Annotated in this window: 14 protein-coding genes; 4 read left to right on the forward strand and 10 right to left on the reverse strand. The window is 65.0% G+C overall.

All coding sequences use genetic code 11. The annotated features are described in order from the left end of the window. Window positions 1-35 precede the first annotated feature (35 nt). The 3 genes from AAA989_RS03290 to AAA989_RS03300 are packed head-to-tail and all read right to left on the reverse strand — an operon-like array spanning window position 36 to window position 2,257. Window positions 36-512, reverse strand: coding sequence for a MarR family winged helix-turn-helix transcriptional regulator (locus tag AAA989_RS03290; protein ID WP_338241129.1), 477 nt, complete (start codon window positions 510-512; stop codon window positions 36-38). A 47-nt stretch (window positions 513-559) separates the two neighbouring features. After that, a complete protein-coding gene (mtnP, locus tag AAA989_RS03295; protein WP_338241130.1) occupies window positions 560-1,447 on the reverse strand; it encodes an S-methyl-5'-thioadenosine phosphorylase in 888 nt (295 codons plus the stop codon). A gap of 24 nt (window positions 1,448-1,471) precedes the next feature. After that, window positions 1,472-2,257: an SDR family NAD(P)-dependent oxidoreductase gene (locus tag AAA989_RS03300; protein ID WP_338241132.1), complete on the reverse strand. Its 786-nt coding sequence runs from the start codon at window positions 2,255-2,257 to the stop codon at window positions 1,472-1,474. 303 nt (window positions 2,258-2,560) lie between these two features. On the opposite strand from AAA989_RS03300, the gene AAA989_RS03305 reads away from it, so the two are divergent. Both AAA989_RS03305 and AAA989_RS03310 read left to right on the forward strand, forming a co-directional pair. Further along, on the forward strand, window positions 2,561-5,794 hold the full coding sequence (locus AAA989_RS03305) for a TonB-dependent receptor domain-containing protein (protein ID WP_338241133.1): 3,234 nt from the start codon (window positions 2,561-2,563) through the stop codon (window positions 5,792-5,794). Window positions 5,795-5,894: 100 nt separating this feature from the next. Continuing rightward, window positions 5,895-6,686, forward strand: a complete 792-nt coding sequence (locus AAA989_RS03310; RefSeq protein WP_338241134.1) for a hypothetical protein — start codon at window positions 5,895-5,897, stop codon at window positions 6,684-6,686. A gap of 19 nt (window positions 6,687-6,705) precedes the next feature. Here AAA989_RS03310 and clpB read toward each other — a convergent pair whose 3' ends face one another. Continuing rightward, complete coding sequence (clpB, locus tag AAA989_RS03315; RefSeq protein WP_338241135.1) at window positions 6,706-9,285, reverse strand: ATP-dependent chaperone ClpB; 2,580 nt, start codon at window positions 9,283-9,285, stop codon at window positions 6,706-6,708. A gap of 279 nt (window positions 9,286-9,564) precedes the next feature. Here clpB and AAA989_RS03320 point away from each other — a divergent pair, with 279 nt between their 5' ends. Further along, entirely contained in the window at window positions 9,565-12,456 is a 2,892-nt protein-coding gene (locus AAA989_RS03320) for a M16 family metallopeptidase (RefSeq protein ID WP_338241136.1), read from the forward strand. Window positions 12,457-12,481: 25 nt separating this feature from the next. After that, window positions 12,482-12,790: a hypothetical protein gene (locus AAA989_RS03325; protein WP_338241137.1), complete on the forward strand. Its 309-nt coding sequence runs from the start codon at window positions 12,482-12,484 to the stop codon at window positions 12,788-12,790. Here the strand turns inward: AAA989_RS03325 and AAA989_RS03330 are convergent. From AAA989_RS03330 to AAA989_RS03355, 6 genes are read right to left on the reverse strand one after another with little or no spacing between them, the layout of a single operon-like run. Further along, the gene (locus AAA989_RS03330; protein WP_338241138.1) at window positions 12,787-13,251 is read right to left on the reverse strand and encodes a tRNA (cytidine(34)-2'-O)-methyltransferase; all 465 of its coding nucleotides are present in this window, start codon (window positions 13,249-13,251) and stop codon (window positions 12,787-12,789) included. The genes AAA989_RS03325 and AAA989_RS03330 overlap by 4 nt on opposite strands. 10 nt (window positions 13,252-13,261) lie before the next feature. After that, window positions 13,262-14,761: an Asp-tRNA(Asn)/Glu-tRNA(Gln) amidotransferase subunit GatB gene (gene gatB / locus AAA989_RS03335; RefSeq protein ID WP_338241139.1), complete on the reverse strand. Its 1,500-nt coding sequence runs from the start codon at window positions 14,759-14,761 to the stop codon at window positions 13,262-13,264. Beyond that, window positions 14,758-15,021, reverse strand: coding sequence for a hypothetical protein (locus AAA989_RS03340; protein WP_338241140.1), 264 nt, complete (start codon window positions 15,019-15,021; stop codon window positions 14,758-14,760). Before AAA989_RS03340 ends, gatB begins: the two co-directional genes overlap by 4 nt. Further along, window positions 15,018-16,499, reverse strand: coding sequence for an Asp-tRNA(Asn)/Glu-tRNA(Gln) amidotransferase subunit GatA (gene gatA, locus AAA989_RS03345; RefSeq protein WP_338241141.1), 1,482 nt, complete (start codon window positions 16,497-16,499; stop codon window positions 15,018-15,020). Before gatA ends, AAA989_RS03340 begins: the two co-directional genes overlap by 4 nt. Further along, window positions 16,499-16,801, reverse strand: a complete 303-nt coding sequence (gatC, locus tag AAA989_RS03350; RefSeq protein WP_338241142.1) for an Asp-tRNA(Asn)/Glu-tRNA(Gln) amidotransferase subunit GatC — start codon at window positions 16,799-16,801, stop codon at window positions 16,499-16,501. The genes gatA and gatC overlap by 1 nt, the downstream gene beginning before the upstream one ends. Before the next feature lie 58 nt (window positions 16,802-16,859). Continuing rightward, on the reverse strand, window positions 16,860-18,530 hold the full coding sequence (locus tag AAA989_RS03355; protein WP_338241143.1) for a DUF4153 domain-containing protein: 1,671 nt from the start codon (window positions 18,528-18,530) through the stop codon (window positions 16,860-16,862). Window positions 18,531-18,532: the final 2 nt, after the last annotated feature.

Raw genomic sequence — 18,532 nt, forward strand, 5'->3', positions numbered from 1 at the left:
GGCGGGGCCTTTCTCTTTGTAAGCTAAACAGCCTTTCAGCCGACGCCGAAGCTGCCGTCGAGTTCGGACTGGTCGAGATCTTCCGCCTGCTGGCGCGAGCGCTCGAGAAGCTTGCGGAAAAGGTCCAGTTCTTCCGGCGAGAAGTCGCCGAACAGAAGCCGCTCTATTTCCATGGCCAGGGGCATGATCTCCGCGTGCATGGCGCGGCCTTCCTCGGTCAGGTCAAGAAGGTGCGAACGACCGTCGGATTCGTTGGGCTCGCGATGGGCGAGCGCGCGCTCTTCCAGTCCCTTGCAGGCGCGGTTCACCGCAACCTTGTCCATCAGCGTCCGCCGCGTCAGGTCGCGCTGGGTCAGCGCCCCTACGTCGCCCAGTACCGCCATGACGCGCCACTCCGGTATGCTGAGGCCCCAGCGTTGCCGATATTCGACGGCAATCCTCCCGCTTACGGCGTTGGACGCCAGCGAAAGCTGATATGGCAGGAACTGTGAAAGCGATTTCGTCGGTTGCATAAGCAACTACCTTGTTGAACTTCGTGCAACATTGCAAGATGCGGTCGTCATTTCTCCGGCTCCTGAATTATTTTGACAAGGCGACCGGCGATCGCGTCCAGCCTTGCGCTCGCGCCGATGTCCCATTGTTCGCGCGGTGTGATGATGGCGCTGTCGAGGATCGTGTCGATCGGACTGGGGCTGCGTTTCTTGGGAAGCGCGGCGGCGAGTTCCGCAAGGGTGGCCCGCGCCTTGTCGGCATTGCCTTTCATCACCTCGAGGATGTCGGTCACGTCGACGTCCCCCTTCGGATCACGCCAGCAGTCGTAGTCGGTGACCATGCCGATCAGGGCGTATGGCAATTCCGCCTCGCGGGCCAGGCGGGCCTCGGGCATGGCGGTCATCCCGATGACGTGGGCTTCCCACTGGCGGTAGAGATGGCTCTCCGCACGGGTGGAGAACTGCGGTCCCTCGATGGCGACGTAGGTTCCGCCCTTGTGCACCGTCGCCCCGGCCTTCTTCGCCGCCTTGCAGACTTGTTCGGTCAGACGCGGGCAGACCGGGTCGGCCAGCGGCACATGGGCAACGATGCCGTTGCCGAAGAAACTGCGTTCGCGACCCGTCGTGCGATCGATGATCTGGTCGACGGCGACGAAATCGCCGGGCGGCAGGTCTTCGCGCAGGCTGCCGATCGCCGAGATCGCCACCACGTCGGTCACGCCGCAGCGCTTGAGCACGTCGATATTGGCGCGATAGTTGACGTAGGAAGGCGACAGCGCGTGCCCCTCGCCGTGGCGGGCAATGAAGGTGAACCGCACCCCGCCAATGGAACCTGTCGTCACCGGTCCGGACGGGTCGCCGAACGCGCTGTTGACCGCGATTTCCTGCGCATCGTCCAGCGCGCCGGGTTCGTAGAGGCCGGACCCCCCGATGACGCCGATATGCCAGCCGCTCATGTCCGTTCTCCCCCCGACCCGCGACTACTTGGGCGGCATGCGGATGGCGCCGTCGAGACGCACCGTTTCCGCATTCATGTATTCGGCTTCCACCATGAAGCAGGCAAGCGCGGCGTATTCCTCGGGCCTGCCCAGGCGCTTGGGAAAGGGCACCGATGCCGCCAGCGCGGTCTGGGCCTTTTCCGGGAGGCCTTCCATCATCGGGGTCATGAAGATGCCCGGCAGGATGGCGTTCACGCGGATGCCCTCGTTCATCAGGTCTCGCGCGACGGGCAGGGTCATTCCCTTCACGCCGGCCTTGGATGCCGCATAGGCGACCTGCCCGATCTGGCCGTCCTCGGCAGCGACGGAAGCTGTGTTGATGATGGCGCCGCGTTCCCCGTGCTCGCCCAGCGGGTCCAGCGTCATCATGCCCGCGGCCGATTTCGCCATGCATCCGAAGGTGCCCATGAGGTTCACCTTGATGGTCTTCTCGAAGAGGTCGAACGGCAGGTGGCTTATCTCTCCGGTTTCGCGGTCTCGGCGGGTCAGCTTGCCGATCGTGCCGATGCCGGCGCAGTTGACGAGGATGCGTTCCTGCCCGTGCGCCTCGCGCGCTTTCGCGAATCCGGCCTCGATGGATTTCTCGTCGGATACGTCGACCTCGCAGAACACGCCGCCGATTTCCTTGGCGATGGCTTCGCCCCGCTCCGCGTTGAGGTCGAACAGCGCCACCTTGGCCCCCTTGGCGGCGAAGGCCCTCGCGGTCGCCTCCCCCAGTCCCGAAGCGCCACCGGTGACAACCGCTGCAACACTGTTGTCGATTTGCATAAGACTTTCCTTGTTCAGATCGGCATTCGTAAACGATTGTTTCAAGACGGTCCTAGCCACCAACCTGACGGGGTCAAGCGGTGAGGCCGATGCGGCAGTGCAACGTTGTTGTGCATCTGCAACACGACTGAAACAATCCCTGGAAGCATCAGAGTTTACAATTGCAACTTGTTGGCCGTTCAAGCAGGTCGAAAGACGGCAAAACCTGCCGTGTCGGGCGTTTAGCATCATTATTCGCGGACGGGTCTTGGACGTTAAACAATCACCAGACCGGGGGACTCGGTCACATAATGGGGAAAATCTGTGAAGCTTAGAACTGCTCTGAAGGGCGCGTGCGCCCCGATAGCCTTCTCGGTTGCGCTGGCCGCCAACCCGGTGCTGGCTCAGGACGAAGGCGACGAAACTTCCGAGGAAATCCGCGCCGAGACACCCGGCGAAGATGAAGAACCTGCCAGTGCTACGGGTACTCCCCCGCCCGCTGCCGACACCATCTTCGTCACCGGTTCGCGCATCCGTCGCGACGAATTCAGCTCGGCTTCGCCGATCACTCTGGTCGATCCGGAAATCGCCGTTCGCCAGGGCCTGATGGACACCGGCTCGATGATCCAGGGTTCGCCCATCGCGGCGGGTTCCTCGCAGGTCACCGCATCGCTCTCCAGCCAGTTCCTCGTTGACGGCGGCCAGGGCGTGCAGACCATCTCGCTGCGCGGCCTTGGTGCCAACCGTACGCTGGTCCTGCTCAACGGCCGTCGTGCCGGTCCCGCCGGTACGCGCGGCGCCGTTTCGGCGTTCGACCTCAACGTGCTGCCGCAGTCGATCGTGGAACGCGTCGACATCCTGAAGGACGGCGCATCCTCGATCTACGGTTCCGACGCCGTGGCCGGCGTGGTCAACCTGATCACCAAGACCGACACCGATGGCATCGAGTTCGACATCTTCGGCTCCGTGCCGACGACTTCGGGCGGCGAAACCTGGTCGGCAGCTGCCACCTGGGGCGAAACCTTCGATCGCGGCCACGTGATGGTCTCGGCCAACTACTTCCGCCAGAACGAGCTCGCTCGCGGCGATCGCGACTATCTGCAGTGCTCGGAAGCCAACGTCTTCACCGACCTGTCCTACGACACGCGTGCCGACCTGATCGACCCGCGCACCGGTGAGTTCAGCTGCAACGGCGCCGAAAGCAACAACACTTGGGGCCACATCTGGACCTACGACTACAGCGCCTATTTCACGGCGGATGGCCAGTCGAACATTCCGGGCAGCGATGGCACGGGCCCGGCGCAGCTGCTGCAGTACAGCTATCCCGGCGACAACCTGGGCCAGTATCTCCCCGAAATCGGCCGCACCGGCGCGTTCGGTGAAATCGACGTGCCCGAAGGCTGGTACAACGTTGGTTACGATCCGGCCTCGCGTTCGGTCTACAACAACTATCACCCGCTGATGGACCAGGACACGATCATCCCCACGACCGATCGTTACACCCTGTATGTCGATGCGGCCTACGAAATCACCGCCGGCATCGAAGCCTACACCGAACTGCTGTACAACAAGCGCAAGACCGAGTTCGATTCCTCGGGCCAGGTTTATCAGTTCGGCTTCGGCGAAACGACCGATGGCCTTGCAGGTCTGTTCGGCTTCCCCGCCAACTTTACCGATCCTTTCGCCAACGGCTTCGGCGGTCCGGCCCTGTTCAGCCCGACGGCCTTCATCGACTGGTACGACACTTCGCAGGAAGTCGATTACTACCGCGCGGTCGCGGGTTTCCGTGGCGATATCTCGCCGAACTGGTCCTATGACCTGTACGGCCAGTACTCGCTGTCCGATGCTACCTACACGAACCAGCGCATCCTGGCCGACTCGATGGCCACGCAGGACTTCCGCAGTGGCTCGTGCGTAGGCACGGTTACGCCCGTGTCCGGCAAAAACTGCGTCGATGTCGACTGGTACTCGCCGCGCGTGATGTACGGCAACTTCACGGCCGAGGAGCTCAACTTCATCGGCGATACCGAAGTCGGCGAAACCGACTACACCCAGTGGTATGTCGAAGGCGTCGTCAGCGGCGAGCTCTTCGAACTGTGGGGCGATGGACCCATCGGCATCGCGCTTGGCGGCCAGTTCCGTCGTGACGAGATCGAAGACGTCCCCGGCCCGATCTCGCAGGCCGGCAACGTCTGGCTTGGCGGCCCTGCCGGTGTCACCGCCGGTAAGACCGACACTCTGGAAGGCTTCGGCGAAATCAACATTCCGCTGCTGGCCGACCTGCCCGCGATCCAGTCGCTCAACCTGACTGCAGCCTCGCGTATCACCAACGTGAAGGCCGTCCGTTCGGACGGTGCCACCGACGAGAACAACGGCAACATCACCTACAAGCTGGGTGCCGACTGGGAAGTGACCGACTGGCTGCGTTTCCGCGCAACCTACGGTACGTCCTTCCGCGCTCCGGCGCTGTTCGAACAGTTCCTGTTCGACCAGGTCGGTTCGCTGCCGCAGCGCTCGCTCGACCCGTGTATCCAGTGGGGCCTCAAGCTTGATCGCAACGAGATCTCGCAGTCGTTTGCCGACAACTGCGCGGCCGACGGCGTTCCTGCCAACCACAGCGGTGCCGGCATCAACGGCTCCACCATCACCGGTGGCGGCCTGGGCGTTCTCGATCCCGAGGAATCCACGGCCTGGACGGCATCGGTCGTCCTGACTCCGGAATTCGGCTTCCTGCCGAACACCCGGATGAGCATTGCCGTCGACTACTTCGACATCGAGGTGACTGGTGAAATCGCACGCTTCGGCGCGGCGAATGTTGTCTCCAGCTGCTACGCTTCGGACGACTTCCCGAACGACCCGCTCTGCGGCCAGTTCGCCCGTATCGACGATCTCGATCCGAGCGATCCGTTCTGGAATGCCGGCGATTCCAACAACATCGCCTTCGTTCGTGACAGCTTCATCAACATCAACAGCCAGAAGAACGCTGGTGTCGACGTGACTGCACGCATGATCCATGACTTCGCCGGCGACATCTCGCTGACGGTTCAGGGTCAGATGACCTGGCAGACGAAGGACGAGATCTCGGTCTTCGACGGCTTCCCGGAAAGCGTGAACGGCGAACTTGGCGAGCCGAAGTGGGTTGGCGATTTCTACGCCCAGCTCGACGCCGGTCCGTGGTCGCTGTTCTACGGTCTCGACGTTGTCGGTTCCGCCAGCGACGTGCCGGACTTCACCGAATCCGAACTGGGTATCGAGGAAGCCGACCAGACGCAGGCCGACCAGGACACCGCGCTGTGCGGCAACTTCACGACCTATCCGGACGAAATCTGCTTCGATCTGGATGTGCCGGCGACGTTCTACCACAGCGCATCGCTTACGCGTGACATCGGCGAGAACTTCCGCATCACGGCGGGCGTGTCGAACATCTTCGACACCCAGCCGCCGCGCACCTCCAACGTCGGTGGTGACGGCATCAACCAGCTGGGTGACGGCGTTCTCTACTCGCAGTACGACCTGTTCGGTCGCCGCGTGTTCCTGAACGTGAACATCCGCTACTGATCGGCCTTACCGAACTGTAGCCAAAGAGGGGCGGCGGGTGACAAACCCGCCGCCCTTCGTTTATCCGCTTTCGACAAGTCCCAATCCCGCAGGAACGCCCATGGTCCATATCCGCCTCAAGCCCGATACGCTGGACGAGGAGAACGCCAGGTTCAGCCACGAGCGACTGCCGCGGCCGCTGTTCCTGAACTCCGTTCCCAAGTCGGGTAGTCACCTGCTCAAGAACATCATGCGGATGTTCGTGCCGGTGGAGGATCACTTCAAGGACCAGTTCATTCAGTGGGGCAACCTGCAGCAGTACAAGCACGCCTTCCGCGCCGACGCGAAAATGCTGAGCTGGGGCCACCTGCTGTTTTCCGATGCATCCGCGGTGGAGACCGCTCCCGCCCGCAAGATCATCCTGGTGCGCGACCCCTACAGCTGGGTGCTGGCCCGCGCGCGGTTCTTCCTGTCCGACGAGTTCGGCGACAATTCGGTGCTGGTGAAGAACGGCGAGCTGACCGTCGATTCGCTGCTCAACCTGATGATCTTCGGCATCCACGGCAAGGCGATGAGCATGCGCGAGCTGTTCACCTACAATGCCGTTGCCTGGCAGGGCAGCGACTGCACGACCCTGCGATATGAAGACCTGCTCGATGCTGTGAAGACCCTCGGCTCGCCCGAATCCGAAGCCTACTTCATGAAGGTGTTCGAGGCCGCAGGACTGACGAAGGTTCCAGACGACTGGGAAGAGCGCGTGCGCATCGGTTCAGACCGCAAGCAGAGCGGCACAGCCCGCGAGAACCTGTCATCGGAATCCGGCATCGAAATCCCGAAGGAGCTTACCGACAACCAGAAGGCGCTGGTGGAATTCGCGGCCCCGGGGCTGCGGGCGCTTCTGGGCTACACCTGAGCCCCGGAGGGAGGTGGCGCTAGGCCACCTCCATCTGCAACTCGCCCTCGCCTTCGTCGATCGTCACCGTGCTGCCGTCGGGCACCTTGCCCTGCAGCAGCATCTCGGCCAGCGGATCCTGCACGTAGCGTTGCACGGCGCGCTTCAGCGGCCTTGCACCGTAGACGGGATCGTAGCCGACCCGGCCCAGCCAGCGACGCGCCGCCTCCGACAGGTCGAGCGTGATCTTGCGATCCTTCAGCAGCTTCTGCACGCGCGCCACCTGGATATCCACGATCGGCGCCATGTGCTCCTGCGCCAGGCGATGGAACAGGATGATCTCGTCCAGCCGGTTCAGGAACTCGGGCCGGAAATGGCCGCGCACGACGTCCATCACCTGGTCTTCCACGTCCTCCACCGTCTGGTCGCTGTCGAGGTTGGACAGATACTGGCTGCCAAGGTTGCTGGTGAGGATGATCAGCGTGTTGCTGAAGTCCACGCGGCGGCCCTGACCGTCGGTCAGGTGTCCGTCGTCGAGAACCTGCAGCAGCACGTTGAAGACGTCGTTGTGCGCCTTCTCCACCTCGTCGAACAGCACGACCTGGTAGGGCCGGCGACGGACCGCCTCGGTCAGCACGCCGCCCTCCTCGTAACCGACATAGCCCGGAGGCGCGCCGATCAGCCTTGCGACCGCGTGCTTTTCCATGAACTCGCTCATGTCGATGCGCACCATCGCCTGGTCGTCGTCGAACAGGAAAGCGGCCAGCGCCTTGGTCAACTCGGTCTTGCCCACGCCTGTGGGGCCAAGGAACAGGAAGCTGCCCAGCGGACGGTTCGGATCCTGCAGGCCAGCCCGCGCCCGGCGCACAGCCTTCGACACCGCCTCGACGGCCTTCTCCTGGCCGATCACGCGCTTGCCCAGCACCTCTTCCATGCGCAGCAGCTTCTCGCGCTCGCCTTCCAGCATCTTTTCCATGGGAACCCCGGTCCAGCGGCTCACCACACCGGCGATGTCGTCCTCGGTCACTTCCTCTTTCAGAAGCGCGTTCTCGGTCTGCCCTCCGGCCTCGGCCAGTTGCTTTTCCAGCATCGGGATCTTGCCATAGGAAAGCTCGCCCGCCTTGGCGAGATCGCCCGCGCGCTGCGCCTGCTCGAGTTCGATGCGAGCCGCGTCCAGGTCTTCCTTGATCCGCGCTTCGGCATGAATCTTGTCGCGCTCGTTCTGCCAGCGTGTCGTCAGTTCGGAACTCTGCTGCTCCAGGTTGGCGAGTTCGGCGCGCAGGTTTTCCAGCCGGTCCTTCGAGGCAGCATCGGTTTCCTTCTCCAGCGCGGATTCCTCGATCTTGAGCTGGATGATGCGCCGGTCGAGCGCCTCGATCTCCTCGGGCTTGCTCTCCACCTCCATGCGGATGCGGCTGGCGGCCTCGTCCATCAGGTCGATCGCCTTGTCGGGCAGGAAGCGGTCGGAAATGTACCGCTCGGACAGCTGTGCGGCGGCGACGATCGCGGCGTCGGTAATGCGCACGCCGTGGTGCAGTTCGTACTTCTCCTTGATCCCGCGCAGGATCGAGATCGTGTCCTCGACGCTGGGCTCATCCACGTACACGGGCTGGAAGCGACGCTGCAGGGCGGCGTCCTTCTCCACGTACTTCTGGTATTCATCCAGCGTGGTTGCGCCGATGCAGTGCAGTTCGCCGCGCGCCAGGGCAGGCTTCAGCAGGTTGGAAGCATCCATGCTGCCTTCGCTGGCGCCCGCGCCGATCAGGGTGTGCATCTCGTCGATGAACAGGATGATGTCGCCCTCGGCGCCCTTCACCTCGTCCAGCACGCTCTTCAGGCGCTCCTCGAACTCGCCGCGATACTTCGCGCCCGCGATCAGCGAGCCCATGTCGAGCGCCATGAGTGTGCGATCCTTCAGGCTGTCGGGAACGTCGCCGTTGGCGATACGCAGCGCCAGCCCTTCGGCAATCGCCGTCTTGCCCGTGCCCGGTTCGCCGATCAGCACGGGGTTGTTCTTCGTGCGTCGGGCCAGGATCTGCACGGTGCGGCGAATTTCCTCGTCGCGCCCGATCACGGGGTCCAGCTTGCCGTCCCGCGCCGCCTCGGTCAGGTCGCGGGCATACTTCTTCATCGCGTCGTAGGCGGCTTCGGCATTGGCGGTATCGGCCGTCTTGCCCTTGCGCAGTTCGTTGATCGCGGTGTTGAGCGCATCTGCCGTCAGCCCGGCATCGGCCAGCGCCTGGCCGGCCTTGCTTTGCTTCGCCAGCACCAGCGCCAGCAGCAGTCGCTCCACGGTCACGTAGCTGTCGCCAGCCTTTTCGGCGATCTGCTCTGCTTGGTCGAGCACGCGCACGGCATCGTTGTCGAGGCCCGGCGTCTGCTGCGCTCCGCCCCCGCTGACGGCGGGAATCTTGGCCAGCAGCCCGTCTATTTCCTGCACGGCGCGTCCGGGGTTGCCCCCTGCCCGCTGGATCAGGCCAGCGGCCATGCCCTCCTCGTCCTCCAGCAGGGCCTTGGCGATGTGTTCCGGGCTGATGCGCTGATGGCTGTTGCGGATAGCGACGGTCTGCGCGCTCTGCAGAAAGCCTCTCGCGCGGTCGGTAAATTTGTCGAGATTCATGGTGTGCCCCTCAATTCCTTTCCCACATCAGTTAGTGTTGCCATTTCGCAACACAAGTGTTGCAGAGCGACAAAATTCGTGCGCACCGCGAAAAGCTTGCGTCGCCTCGACATGCGATCACGCGCGCAAAGTTTCAATAGAGCTACAAGGGCGGCGGACCCGGCGCATTGACGCCGGACAAGTCTTCGTCTCGGCAGGCAGCCGACAAGCATCGACCAACGGCATGACCTTGCGACGAAACGGGTTTGCAGCACGGCGCAGCGTGCTATCTCGTTGCACATGAAAAGGTCTCTCGCGTTCCGTACGCTCGCTCCCCTCGCTGCCGCCCTGGGTCTGGTTGGCTGTTCCACCACCGCCACCACCCCCGCCGAAACCGCCGCCGCCCCGGCGAGCGAACAGGTTGCACAGCCGCAGATCGCCTCGCTCGACGAGATCATCGACGCGGTCGACATTCCCTACGAGACGTTCACGCTCGACAATGGTCTGACGACGATCGTCCACACCGATCGAAAGTCGCCGCTCGTGGGTGTCACGGTCTACTACCGCGTCGGCTCCAAGCACGAGCCCCGCGGCCGCACGGGCTTTGCGCACCTGTTCGAACACATCATGTTCACCGGCAGCGAGAACGTGGAGAACTTCGACATCCCGCTGGAGGCCGCGGGGTCCACCGGCACCAACGGCTCCACCAGCTACGATCGCACCAATTACGTGGAAACCGTGCCCACCGGCGCGCTGGACCTTGCGCTGATGATGGAAGCGGACCGGATGGGATACCTGCTGGGCGCCATCACGCAGGAGCGGCTGGATAACCAGCGCGCGGTTGTCCAGAACGAGAAACGGCAGGGCGACAACCAGCCCTACGGACTGCTCGACTACCAGCTTTCCGAAGGGCTGCTGCCCGTCGGCCACCCCTATCGTCACTCCGTGATCGGCTCGATGGCGGATCTCTCCGCCGCCTCGCTGGAAGACGTGCGCAGCTGGTTCACCGACAACTACGGCCCCAACAACGTGGTGCTGGCGCTGACGGGCGATATCGACGCGGAAACGGCCAGGCCCATGGTGGAACGCTGGTTCGGCGACATTCCCCGCGGGCCGGAAGTCGAACAGTTCGATGCCGGTCCGGTGACGCTGGCGGAGCCCGCCTACGAAACCATGACCGACCAGGTGCCGCAGGTGCTGATCGTGCGCTCGTGGACCGGGCCGGACATGCAGCACCCCGATGCCGTGCCGTTGCAGGTGGGGATGCATGTCCTCGCCGGGCTCAGCTCCTCCCGCCTCGACAACGCCATGGTCCGCGGGGCGGAACTGGCGACGAGCGTATCGGGCTCCTACCAGCCCTACGAACAGATCGGCTACGCGACTCTCTACGTGCAGGTCCGCCCCGACAGGACCCAGGAAGAGGCGCAGGCGCTGCTGGAAGCGGAAATCGCCCGCCTGCTTTCCGAAGGACCCACGCAGGACGAGCTGGACCGCGCGACCACTCAGATCGCGTCCTCCCTCGTCGGCGCGCTAGAGCGGATCGGCGGCTTTGGCGGCAAAGGCGCGATCCTGGCCGAAGGCCTGCTCTATACGGGCGATGCGGAGTTCTACCGCAAGGAACTGGAGAGCATGGCTGCGCTGACGCCTGGCGACGTGCAGGCGGCGCTGCAACGCTGGCTTTCGCGGCCTGCCTACAACCTCGCCGTGGTGCCGGGCGAACGCACGCTGGACGGCGGCGAGATGGGTGGCTGGGGCGACGAACATCTCAGCCCGCCGCCCGAACCCGACACCGGCAGCGACATCGAGGTGACGCGCACCGGGCCCGAAATTCCCCTGCCCACGCCCGAACCCGTCGGCGAACTCACCTTCCCGGAAGTGGAGCGCGCGACGCTATCGAACGGGATCGACGTGGTGCTGGCGCGCCGTTCGTCGGTGCCCAAGGTTTCCCTGGCGCTGACCTTCGATGCAGGATCGGTGGTCGATCCCGCCGGAGACTATGGCACCCACGGCACGATGGTCAGCCTGCTGACCGAGGGCACGACCAGCCGCAGCGCGCTGGATATCGCCGTGGAACAGGAAACGCTTGGCGCCTCGCTCAGCGTGACCGCAGGGGCGGAAACCACCACCGCCTATCTCTCCACGCTCAGTCCCAACCTGCAGCCCTCGCTCGACCTGCTGGCCGACGTGGTGCGCAACCCGGCCTTCGCGCCGGACGCGATGGAGCGCGTGAAGAGCCAGCGCATGGCCGCCGTGGCGCAGGAACTTTCCTCGCCCTCTGGCCTTGCGAACCGCGCGTTCATGCCGCTGGTCTACGGCGAGCGTCACCCCTACGCCCACGCCTCCAACGCGGGCGATGCCGAGGTGATTTCCAGCCTGACCCGCGAGGACATGATCGCCGAGCACGCCGAGTGGATCCGCCCGGCGACGGCCACGATTACCGCCGTGGGCGATGTGAGCATGGACGAACTGGTTGCCGCGCTGGAAGCCACGCTGGGCGACTGGCAGGACCCGGCGGTGCCCGTTCCCGCAAAGTCCGTGGATCAGCCTGCTGCCACCAGCGATGCGCCGCGCATCGTAGTGGTGAACCGGCCCAACTCGCCATCCAGCTACCTGGTCCTGGGTCGCCCCACGCCGCTTTCGGGCTGGCAGCCCGGCATGGAGGCGCTAGACCTTGCCAATGAAGTGATCGGCAGCGGTTTCCTCTCGCGCCTCAACAACGATCTGCGCGAAACGAGGGGCTGGACCTATGGCATCGGCTCCGGCGTGCCGAGCGCCAGGGGCCCCCGCATCTTCCAGATCGCCACCCAGGTGCAGGCCGACCGGACGGCGGATTCGATCCGCGTCATTCTCGACCAGCTGGAGGATTTCCCCGCCGAGCGCCCTGTCGACCCCGTGGAACTGCAGCGCGTGACGGACGGCAACGTGCGCAACCTGCCCAACCGTTACGAGACGAACGGACAGATCCTGAACGCCCTGCTGTCGAACCAGAACGCGGGCCGCGACGATCGCTACCAGGTATTGCTGCCGCAGCTCTACGCGGACGTGGACGCGGCCGACATCAACGCCGCCGCGCGCGACTACCTGCAGCCGGAAAATATCACCATCGTGGTGGTGGGCGACCGGGAAACGGTTGAACCGCAGCTGGAAACCCTCGACATGGAAGTCGAATACGTGGAGGCGGACAGCCTCTAGGCATCCTGCGAGAGGAGATAGAATAATGACCGACGTTGGCGGTACCTACGATTTCGTCGCCCAGTCCCCGATGGGAGAGCAGACCGGCACCTTCACCGTGGTCCCCGGCGATGACGGGGACACCTTCACCGGCCAGCTTTCTGGCGGCATGGGCACCATGGACGTGCAGGATGGCCGCATCGAGGGCAATACGCTCATCTGGAAGATGAAGATGGGCATGCCCATGCCGATGACGCTGGACTGCGAGGCGACGGTGGACGGCGACGCCGTGACCGGCACGATCAAGGCCGGGATGATGGGCACCATGCCGTTCACAGCGCAGCGGCAGGACTAGAACCTGCCGCGCAGCGCCTGGTAGGCCGCGGCCGTCACCGTATTGGCAAGATTCAGCGAGCGGACATGGGCCGAGCGCATGGGCAGGCTGACCTCGCAGTCCGGGTGCCTGTCGCGGATCGCGCGCGGCAGGCCTTTCGTCTCGCTGCCGAAGACGAGGATGGCATCTTCCGGATAGTCCGGCTCGTAGAAGCTGCGCTGGGCATCCTCCTCGAACAGGAACATCTGTCCCTCGCGTGGCTGGCGGTCGGCGAGGAACGCCTCCCAGCCGGCGTATTCCGCCAGCCGGACGTGCTGCCAGTAGTCGAGACCGGCGCGTTTCAGCTGCCTGTCGCTCAAAGTGAAGGCATAGGGCCGGATCAGCACCAGCTCCATGTCCAGCGCCACGCAGGTGCGCCCCACGGCCCCGGTGTTATGCGGAATTTCCGGGTGGACGAGGACCACGGCGGGACGGGCGGCCATAGGGCCTGCCCTACCCCAGCTTGTCCTTCAGGATCTGGTTCACCACCGCCGGGTTGGCCTTGCCCTGCATGGCCTTCATCGTCTGACCGACGAAGAAGCCGAACAGCTTGTCCTTGCCGCCGCGGTATTCTTCCACCTTGTCGGAGTTGTTCGCCAGGATCTCGTCGATGGCTCTCTCGATGGCGCCGGTGTCGCTGACCTGCTTCAGGCCCTCGCTCTCGGCGATCTCGTCAGGCTCGCGGCCTTCCTTGAGCACGATCTCGTAGATTTCCTTGGCCTGTCCGCCCGAAATCTCGCCCTTGTCCTGCATGGCGAGGATGGCGGCCTGTCGCTCCGCCGTGGCGTTCGCCATGTCCGCATCGTCGCCCAGCGATTTCACCACGCCCGGCGCGACGGAGAGAGACCAGTTGGCGACCTGCGTCGCGACGTCCTTCTCCGGCTTGCCGATCGTTATTGCGGCGACCGACAGCAGGGTTTCGAAGCGGGCGAAGGTTTCCACTTCGGCGGTCAGCTCGCGCGCGTTGTAGGGCGTCAGGCCCAGCTCGCTCTCGTAACGCGCGCGCTTGGCATCCGGCAGTTCGGGCAGGCTGGCGCGGCACTCGTCGAGGAAATCCTGTTCCAGCACCAGCGGCAGCAGGTCCGGATCGGGGAAGTAGCGATAGTCGTGCGCGTCTTCCTTGCTGCGCATCGAGCGGGTGGTGCCGGTGTTCGGGTCGAACAGGCGGGTTTCCTGAACCACCTTGCCGCCGTCCTCGATCACGTCGATCTGGCGCTGCACCTCGTGCTCGATCGCCTGCATGACGAAACGCACCGAGTTGACGTTCTTCGTCTCGGTCCGGGTGCCCAGTTCGGTATCGCCCACCTTGCGCACGGAGACGTTCACGTCGGCGCGCATGGAGCCTTCCTCCATGTTGCCGTCGCACGATCCGACATAGCGCAGGATCGCGCGCAGCTTGCGGATATAGGCCCCGGCCTCTGCGGGCGAAGTCATGTCCGGACGGCTGACGATTTCCATCAGCGCCACGCCGGTGCGGTTGAGGTCGACGTAGGACATGGTCGGGTGCTGGTCGTGCATCAGCTTGCCCGCGTCCTGCTCCACGTGGATGCGCTCGATGCGGATCACCTTGTCTTCCGGGATACCGGCCTTCTCGTCGGCCTCGATCACCAGCTGCCCCTCGCCCACCAGCGGGTGGTAAAGCTGGCTGATCTGGTAGCCCTGCGGCAGGTCGGCGTAGAAGTAGTTCTTGCGGTCGAACCGGCTCCAGGTGTTGATCTGCGCCTCGATCGCCATGCCGGTGCGCACCGCCTGGCGGATGCACTCGCGGTTGGGCACGGGCAGCATCCCCGGCATCGCGGCGTCGACGAGGCTGACCTGCGTGTTCGGCTCCGCCCCGAAGGCGGTGGAGGCGCCGGAGAACAGCTTGGCCTTGCTGGTGACCTGCGCGTGGACCTCGAGGCCGATCACGACCTCCCATTCGCCCGTTGCGCCCTGGACTGTGTAATTGCTCATGAGCGTTTCCCGAAATTCTGTTCGGCACTGTGCACGATAGCGTCGAGCATGGCGTCAATCTGGCCCAGCTTCTCTGCGGATATCGAATTGGCAGGAACCTCTTCCAGCACCTGTTTGACGCCTGAAGCCGACACTTCCATGTCCTGCCGCGATGCGATGCCGCGCTCTGCAAGGATGCGCAGGCTCTGTATCCCGGCGAGCAGACCCGCCAGCCCCAGCGTGCGATCGCGCTTGTCGTTCGAAGATTCGAACAGGCTCACCACCACTTCTCCGGCTGCGCGGTAAACCCGGCGCGCTGTTCGATTGCGAGGCCTGCATTCAGCACGCCCTGCTCGTCCATAGGCTTGCCCACGATCTGCAGGCCCAGCGGCAGGCCGTCTCCCGTCAGCGTGGCGGGCACGCTCATCGCCGGAAGACCGGCGAGGCTGGCGGGGACGGAGAACACGTCGTTGAGGTACATCGCCAGCGGATCCTCGCTCATCTCGCCCAGCGCGAAGGCGGCGTTGGGCGTGGTGGGCGCGAGGATGGCGTCGACCTGCTCGAAGGCATCCATGAAGTCGCGCTGCACCAGGGTGCGCACCTTCTGCGCCTGGGTGTAATAAGCATCGTAGAAGCCCGCGCTGAGCACGTAGGTGCCGATCAGGATGCGGCGCTTCACCTCGTCGCCGAACCCCTCCGAACGGGTGGCGGCATACATGTCCTGCAAGCCTGCCCCTTCGGGAAGGTCGCGAAGGCCGTAACGCACGCCGTCGTAGCGGGCGAGGTTGGAAGAGGCTTCGGCGGGCGCGATGATGTAGTAGGCGGGCAGCGCGTACTTCGTGTGCGGCAGCGATACCTCGACCACCTTGGCGCCCGCATCGCGCAGCCATTCCTTGCCCTGTTCCCAGCTCGCCTCGATCTCCGCGTCCATGCCTTCCATGTGGTATTCGCGCGGAATACCGATGGTCTTGCCGGAAAGGTCCGCGTCCAGAGCGCCTGCCCAGTCGGGCACCGGCGCATCGAGGCTGGTGGAATCCTTGGGATCGAAACCCGCCATCGCGCCCAGCATGATCGCGCAATCCTCGACACTGCGCGCCATCGGGCCTGCCTGGTCGAGCGAGGACGCGAAGGCGACGATGCCCCAGCGGCTGCAACGGCCATAGGTCGGCTTGATGCCGGTAATGCCAGTGATGGCGGCGGGCTGGCGGATGGAGCCGCCGGTATCGGTGCCCGTGGCTGCCGGGCAAAGCCGCGCGGCCACGGCAGCGGAGGAACCGCCCGACGATCCGCCCGGCGTCAGCGCCTGGTTGCTGCCCTGCTTGCGCCAGGGGCTCTTCACGTCACCGAAGTAGCTCGTCTCGTTGGAGGAGCCCATGGCGAACTGGTCCATGTTCAGCTTGCCAAGCATGCCCGCGCCCGCATCCCAAAGGTTCTGCGATACGGTGGACTCGTAAGGCGGCTTGAACCCTTCCAGAATGTGGCTGGCGGCGGCCGACTGCACGCCCTTGGTGGCGAACAGGTCCTTCATGCCGATGGGCACGCCCGCCATCGGGCCAAGCTCCTTGCCCGCGGCACGCGCCTTGTCCACCGCATCGGCGGCGGCCAGCGCATGGTCGGGGGTGGCGACGATGAAGGCGTTGAGTTCGCTGGCTGCGGCCACGGCCTCGTTGTGCGCCTCGGCCACTTCGCGCGCGGTGAAGTCGCCTGCGGCCACGCCGTCGCGGATGGCCTTCAGGCCCAGTTGCGTGAAATCGGTCACTATTCGATCACCTTCGGAACACCGAAAAAGCCGTGTTCGGCCACCGGCGCATTGGCCAGCACGTCCTCGCGCCGGCCGCCGCCCGTCTTGGGATCGGCGTCCACCACGTCATCGCGCAGGCGCAATTCCTGCGGGATCACCGCCGTCATCGGCTCCACCGTGCTGGTATCGACCTCGCCCAGCTGTTCTACCCAGGCGAGGATGTTGTTGAGTTCGGGCACCATGTGGTCGAGCGCAGCCTCGTCCATGCTGATGCGCGCCAGAGAGGCGATCTTGGCGACTTCTTCTCGGGTTACTGACATGGCCGCTGCGTTAGCCGCGCGGGGGGCACGCTTCAAGCGGTCAATCGCACGGGCGACCTCAGGGAAAGGGCTCTCCCACCGGCTGGCCATCGACGTAGATCTGCCGCCCCGTCCATTCGCGCACCTCGACGGTGTCGGGAGTGAAGGTCCCGTCCGGCGGCGGCGACGCCATGGGCTGCGGAGGATCGGGAACGCCATCGTCGCGGAACCGCACATGCTGGATCGGACCCGCGCTGACGAAGGCCACGTGGCGGCGGTCGCCATCCATCCCCAGATCTAGGGCGACACAGCTCGATTGGCAGACCCAGGGGTTCGCCCGCAGGTGGTCGCGCGTCCATTCGCGCAGGGCGGGATCCTCGAAATCGAAAGCCAGTTCCGCGGCCTGACTGCGGCGATCGGGAAAGACGGGGTAGCGCTCGTCCGCTGCCGCGGCCTTCGCCGCAAGTTCGCCAACTTGCCCCTCGCGCTCAGACAGCCGGGAAAGCGCGGTGCGCCCGGCATCGCCGAAATCCCAGCGCAGCGCGGCGAAGTCGAAATCCTCTGCAGAGACCTCGCCCGCGTCCAGCCGGGCGACTTGCTGGCGTGCCGAAATCCCGCCGAAATCGAGAATCGGCAGGGCCAGCAGCAATGCGACCACGCAGCTTGCCACGGCAAGGTGCAGGTTGGCGCGGCGCAGGTAATGGCTCCAGCCCTTCAGCCTCCCTCGCGCCAGCCCCACCCAGTAGGCGAGGCCGTAGGCAGTCGCGAGGGAAATGGCGACCAGCGCCCACAGCCGTTCGGGCGAGAGGCCATGCTGATCGATGCGGATGCCCATGCTGATCGCGGCGAACACGGTGAGCGGGAAGATGGCGGCGGATAGCGCCAGCGCGGCGGCGATCATCGCGACATTGTCGCTGCGCGCCTCGTCATCGTCGCGCACCACGGCGTTGGCCAGCACGAAACAGCCCAGCGCACAGGTCAGCAGCACCGGCGTGGCGCTGTCCGTGGCATCCCACAGGGCGGTTCCGCCCGATGCCAGCAGGATGGCGAGGAATATCAGGATCGCCGCGCCGAAAGGCACCGCCAGCAGGGCGAAGACCATCATCACCACGCGTTGCAGCGTGCCGATGATTCCCAGTTGGTTGCGCAGCACGCCCATCGCCGCGCCGAAGGTCGCGCCGCAGAACAGGCCCACGAACCCGTCGGTCTGGATGGCCTCTTCCACGACATTGATGCCGATAAGGCCGAACAGCGCATCGAGCAGCCACAAAAGCAGCCAGGACAGCAGGGTGAAGGCCAGCGCCCCGCCCGCGCTGACGGCGTCGCTCCACACGTGGAAATGCGTCTCGGCATAGGGCGTGGCCCAGCGGCGGCGGTGGAAATCGGCCTGGAACAGCGGCACGGCCAGCAGCGAGAAGAACACGCCGGCGGCAAAGGCGAATTCCTCGCCCGCAAGGTTGTCCCCGGTGTCGACCGCAAGCCAGGCGATGCCGCCCATCACCAGGCCGAGCGCGACCGAGAACACGGCGGCCTCGATCCAACGGTTCGGCCTCAGGGTGAAGCTGGCGGCGGCAGCGGCGAAGAAGATGGTGGCGGCCAGCGCGGCGGCCCAGGCCTCGTCGCCGTGATCGTCCAGCAGCAGCTGCACCGCCAGGCCGGCGATGGCGCCCAGCCCGGCCAGCAGCCACGGTCTCAGCGGCCAGTCCTGCAACGGCGCCGCCGTGTCCGCGGGATTGGCGCCGGCCGTCATGA

It is taken from the genome of Aurantiacibacter hainanensis (assembly GCF_036321025.1).
In the GTDB taxonomy this organism is placed as follows: domain Bacteria; phylum Pseudomonadota; class Alphaproteobacteria; order Sphingomonadales; family Sphingomonadaceae; genus Alteraurantiacibacter; species Alteraurantiacibacter hainanensis.

Coding starts and splice junctions, on each gene's coding strand:
- gatB (WP_338241139.1), bottom strand. CDS start 14,761: ATGAGCAATTACACAGTCCAGGGCGCAACGGGCGAATGGGAGGTCGTG.
- AAA989_RS03290 (WP_338241129.1), bottom strand. CDS start 512: ATGCAACCGACGAAATCGCTTTCACAGTTCCTGCCATATCAGCTTTCG.
- AAA989_RS03325 (WP_338241137.1), top strand. CDS start 12,482: ATGACCGACGTTGGCGGTACCTACGATTTCGTCGCCCAGTCCCCGATG.
- AAA989_RS03300 (WP_338241132.1), bottom strand. CDS start 2,257: ATGCAAATCGACAACAGTGTTGCAGCGGTTGTCACCGGTGGCGCTTCG.
- AAA989_RS03330 (WP_338241138.1), bottom strand. CDS start 13,251: ATGGCCGCCCGTCCCGCCGTGGTCCTCGTCCACCCGGAAATTCCGCAT.
- AAA989_RS03320 (WP_338241136.1), top strand. CDS start 9,565: ATGAAAAGGTCTCTCGCGTTCCGTACGCTCGCTCCCCTCGCTGCCGCC.
- mtnP (WP_338241130.1), bottom strand. CDS start 1,447: ATGAGCGGCTGGCATATCGGCGTCATCGGGGGGTCCGGCCTCTACGAA.
- clpB (WP_338241135.1), bottom strand. CDS start 9,285: ATGAATCTCGACAAATTTACCGACCGCGCGAGAGGCTTTCTGCAGAGC.
- AAA989_RS03355 (WP_338241143.1), bottom strand. CDS start 18,530: ATGACGGCCGGCGCCAATCCCGCGGACACGGCGGCGCCGTTGCAGGAC.
- AAA989_RS03310 (WP_338241134.1), top strand. CDS start 5,895: ATGGTCCATATCCGCCTCAAGCCCGATACGCTGGACGAGGAGAACGCC.
- gatC (WP_338241142.1), bottom strand. CDS start 16,801: ATGTCAGTAACCCGAGAAGAAGTCGCCAAGATCGCCTCTCTGGCGCGC.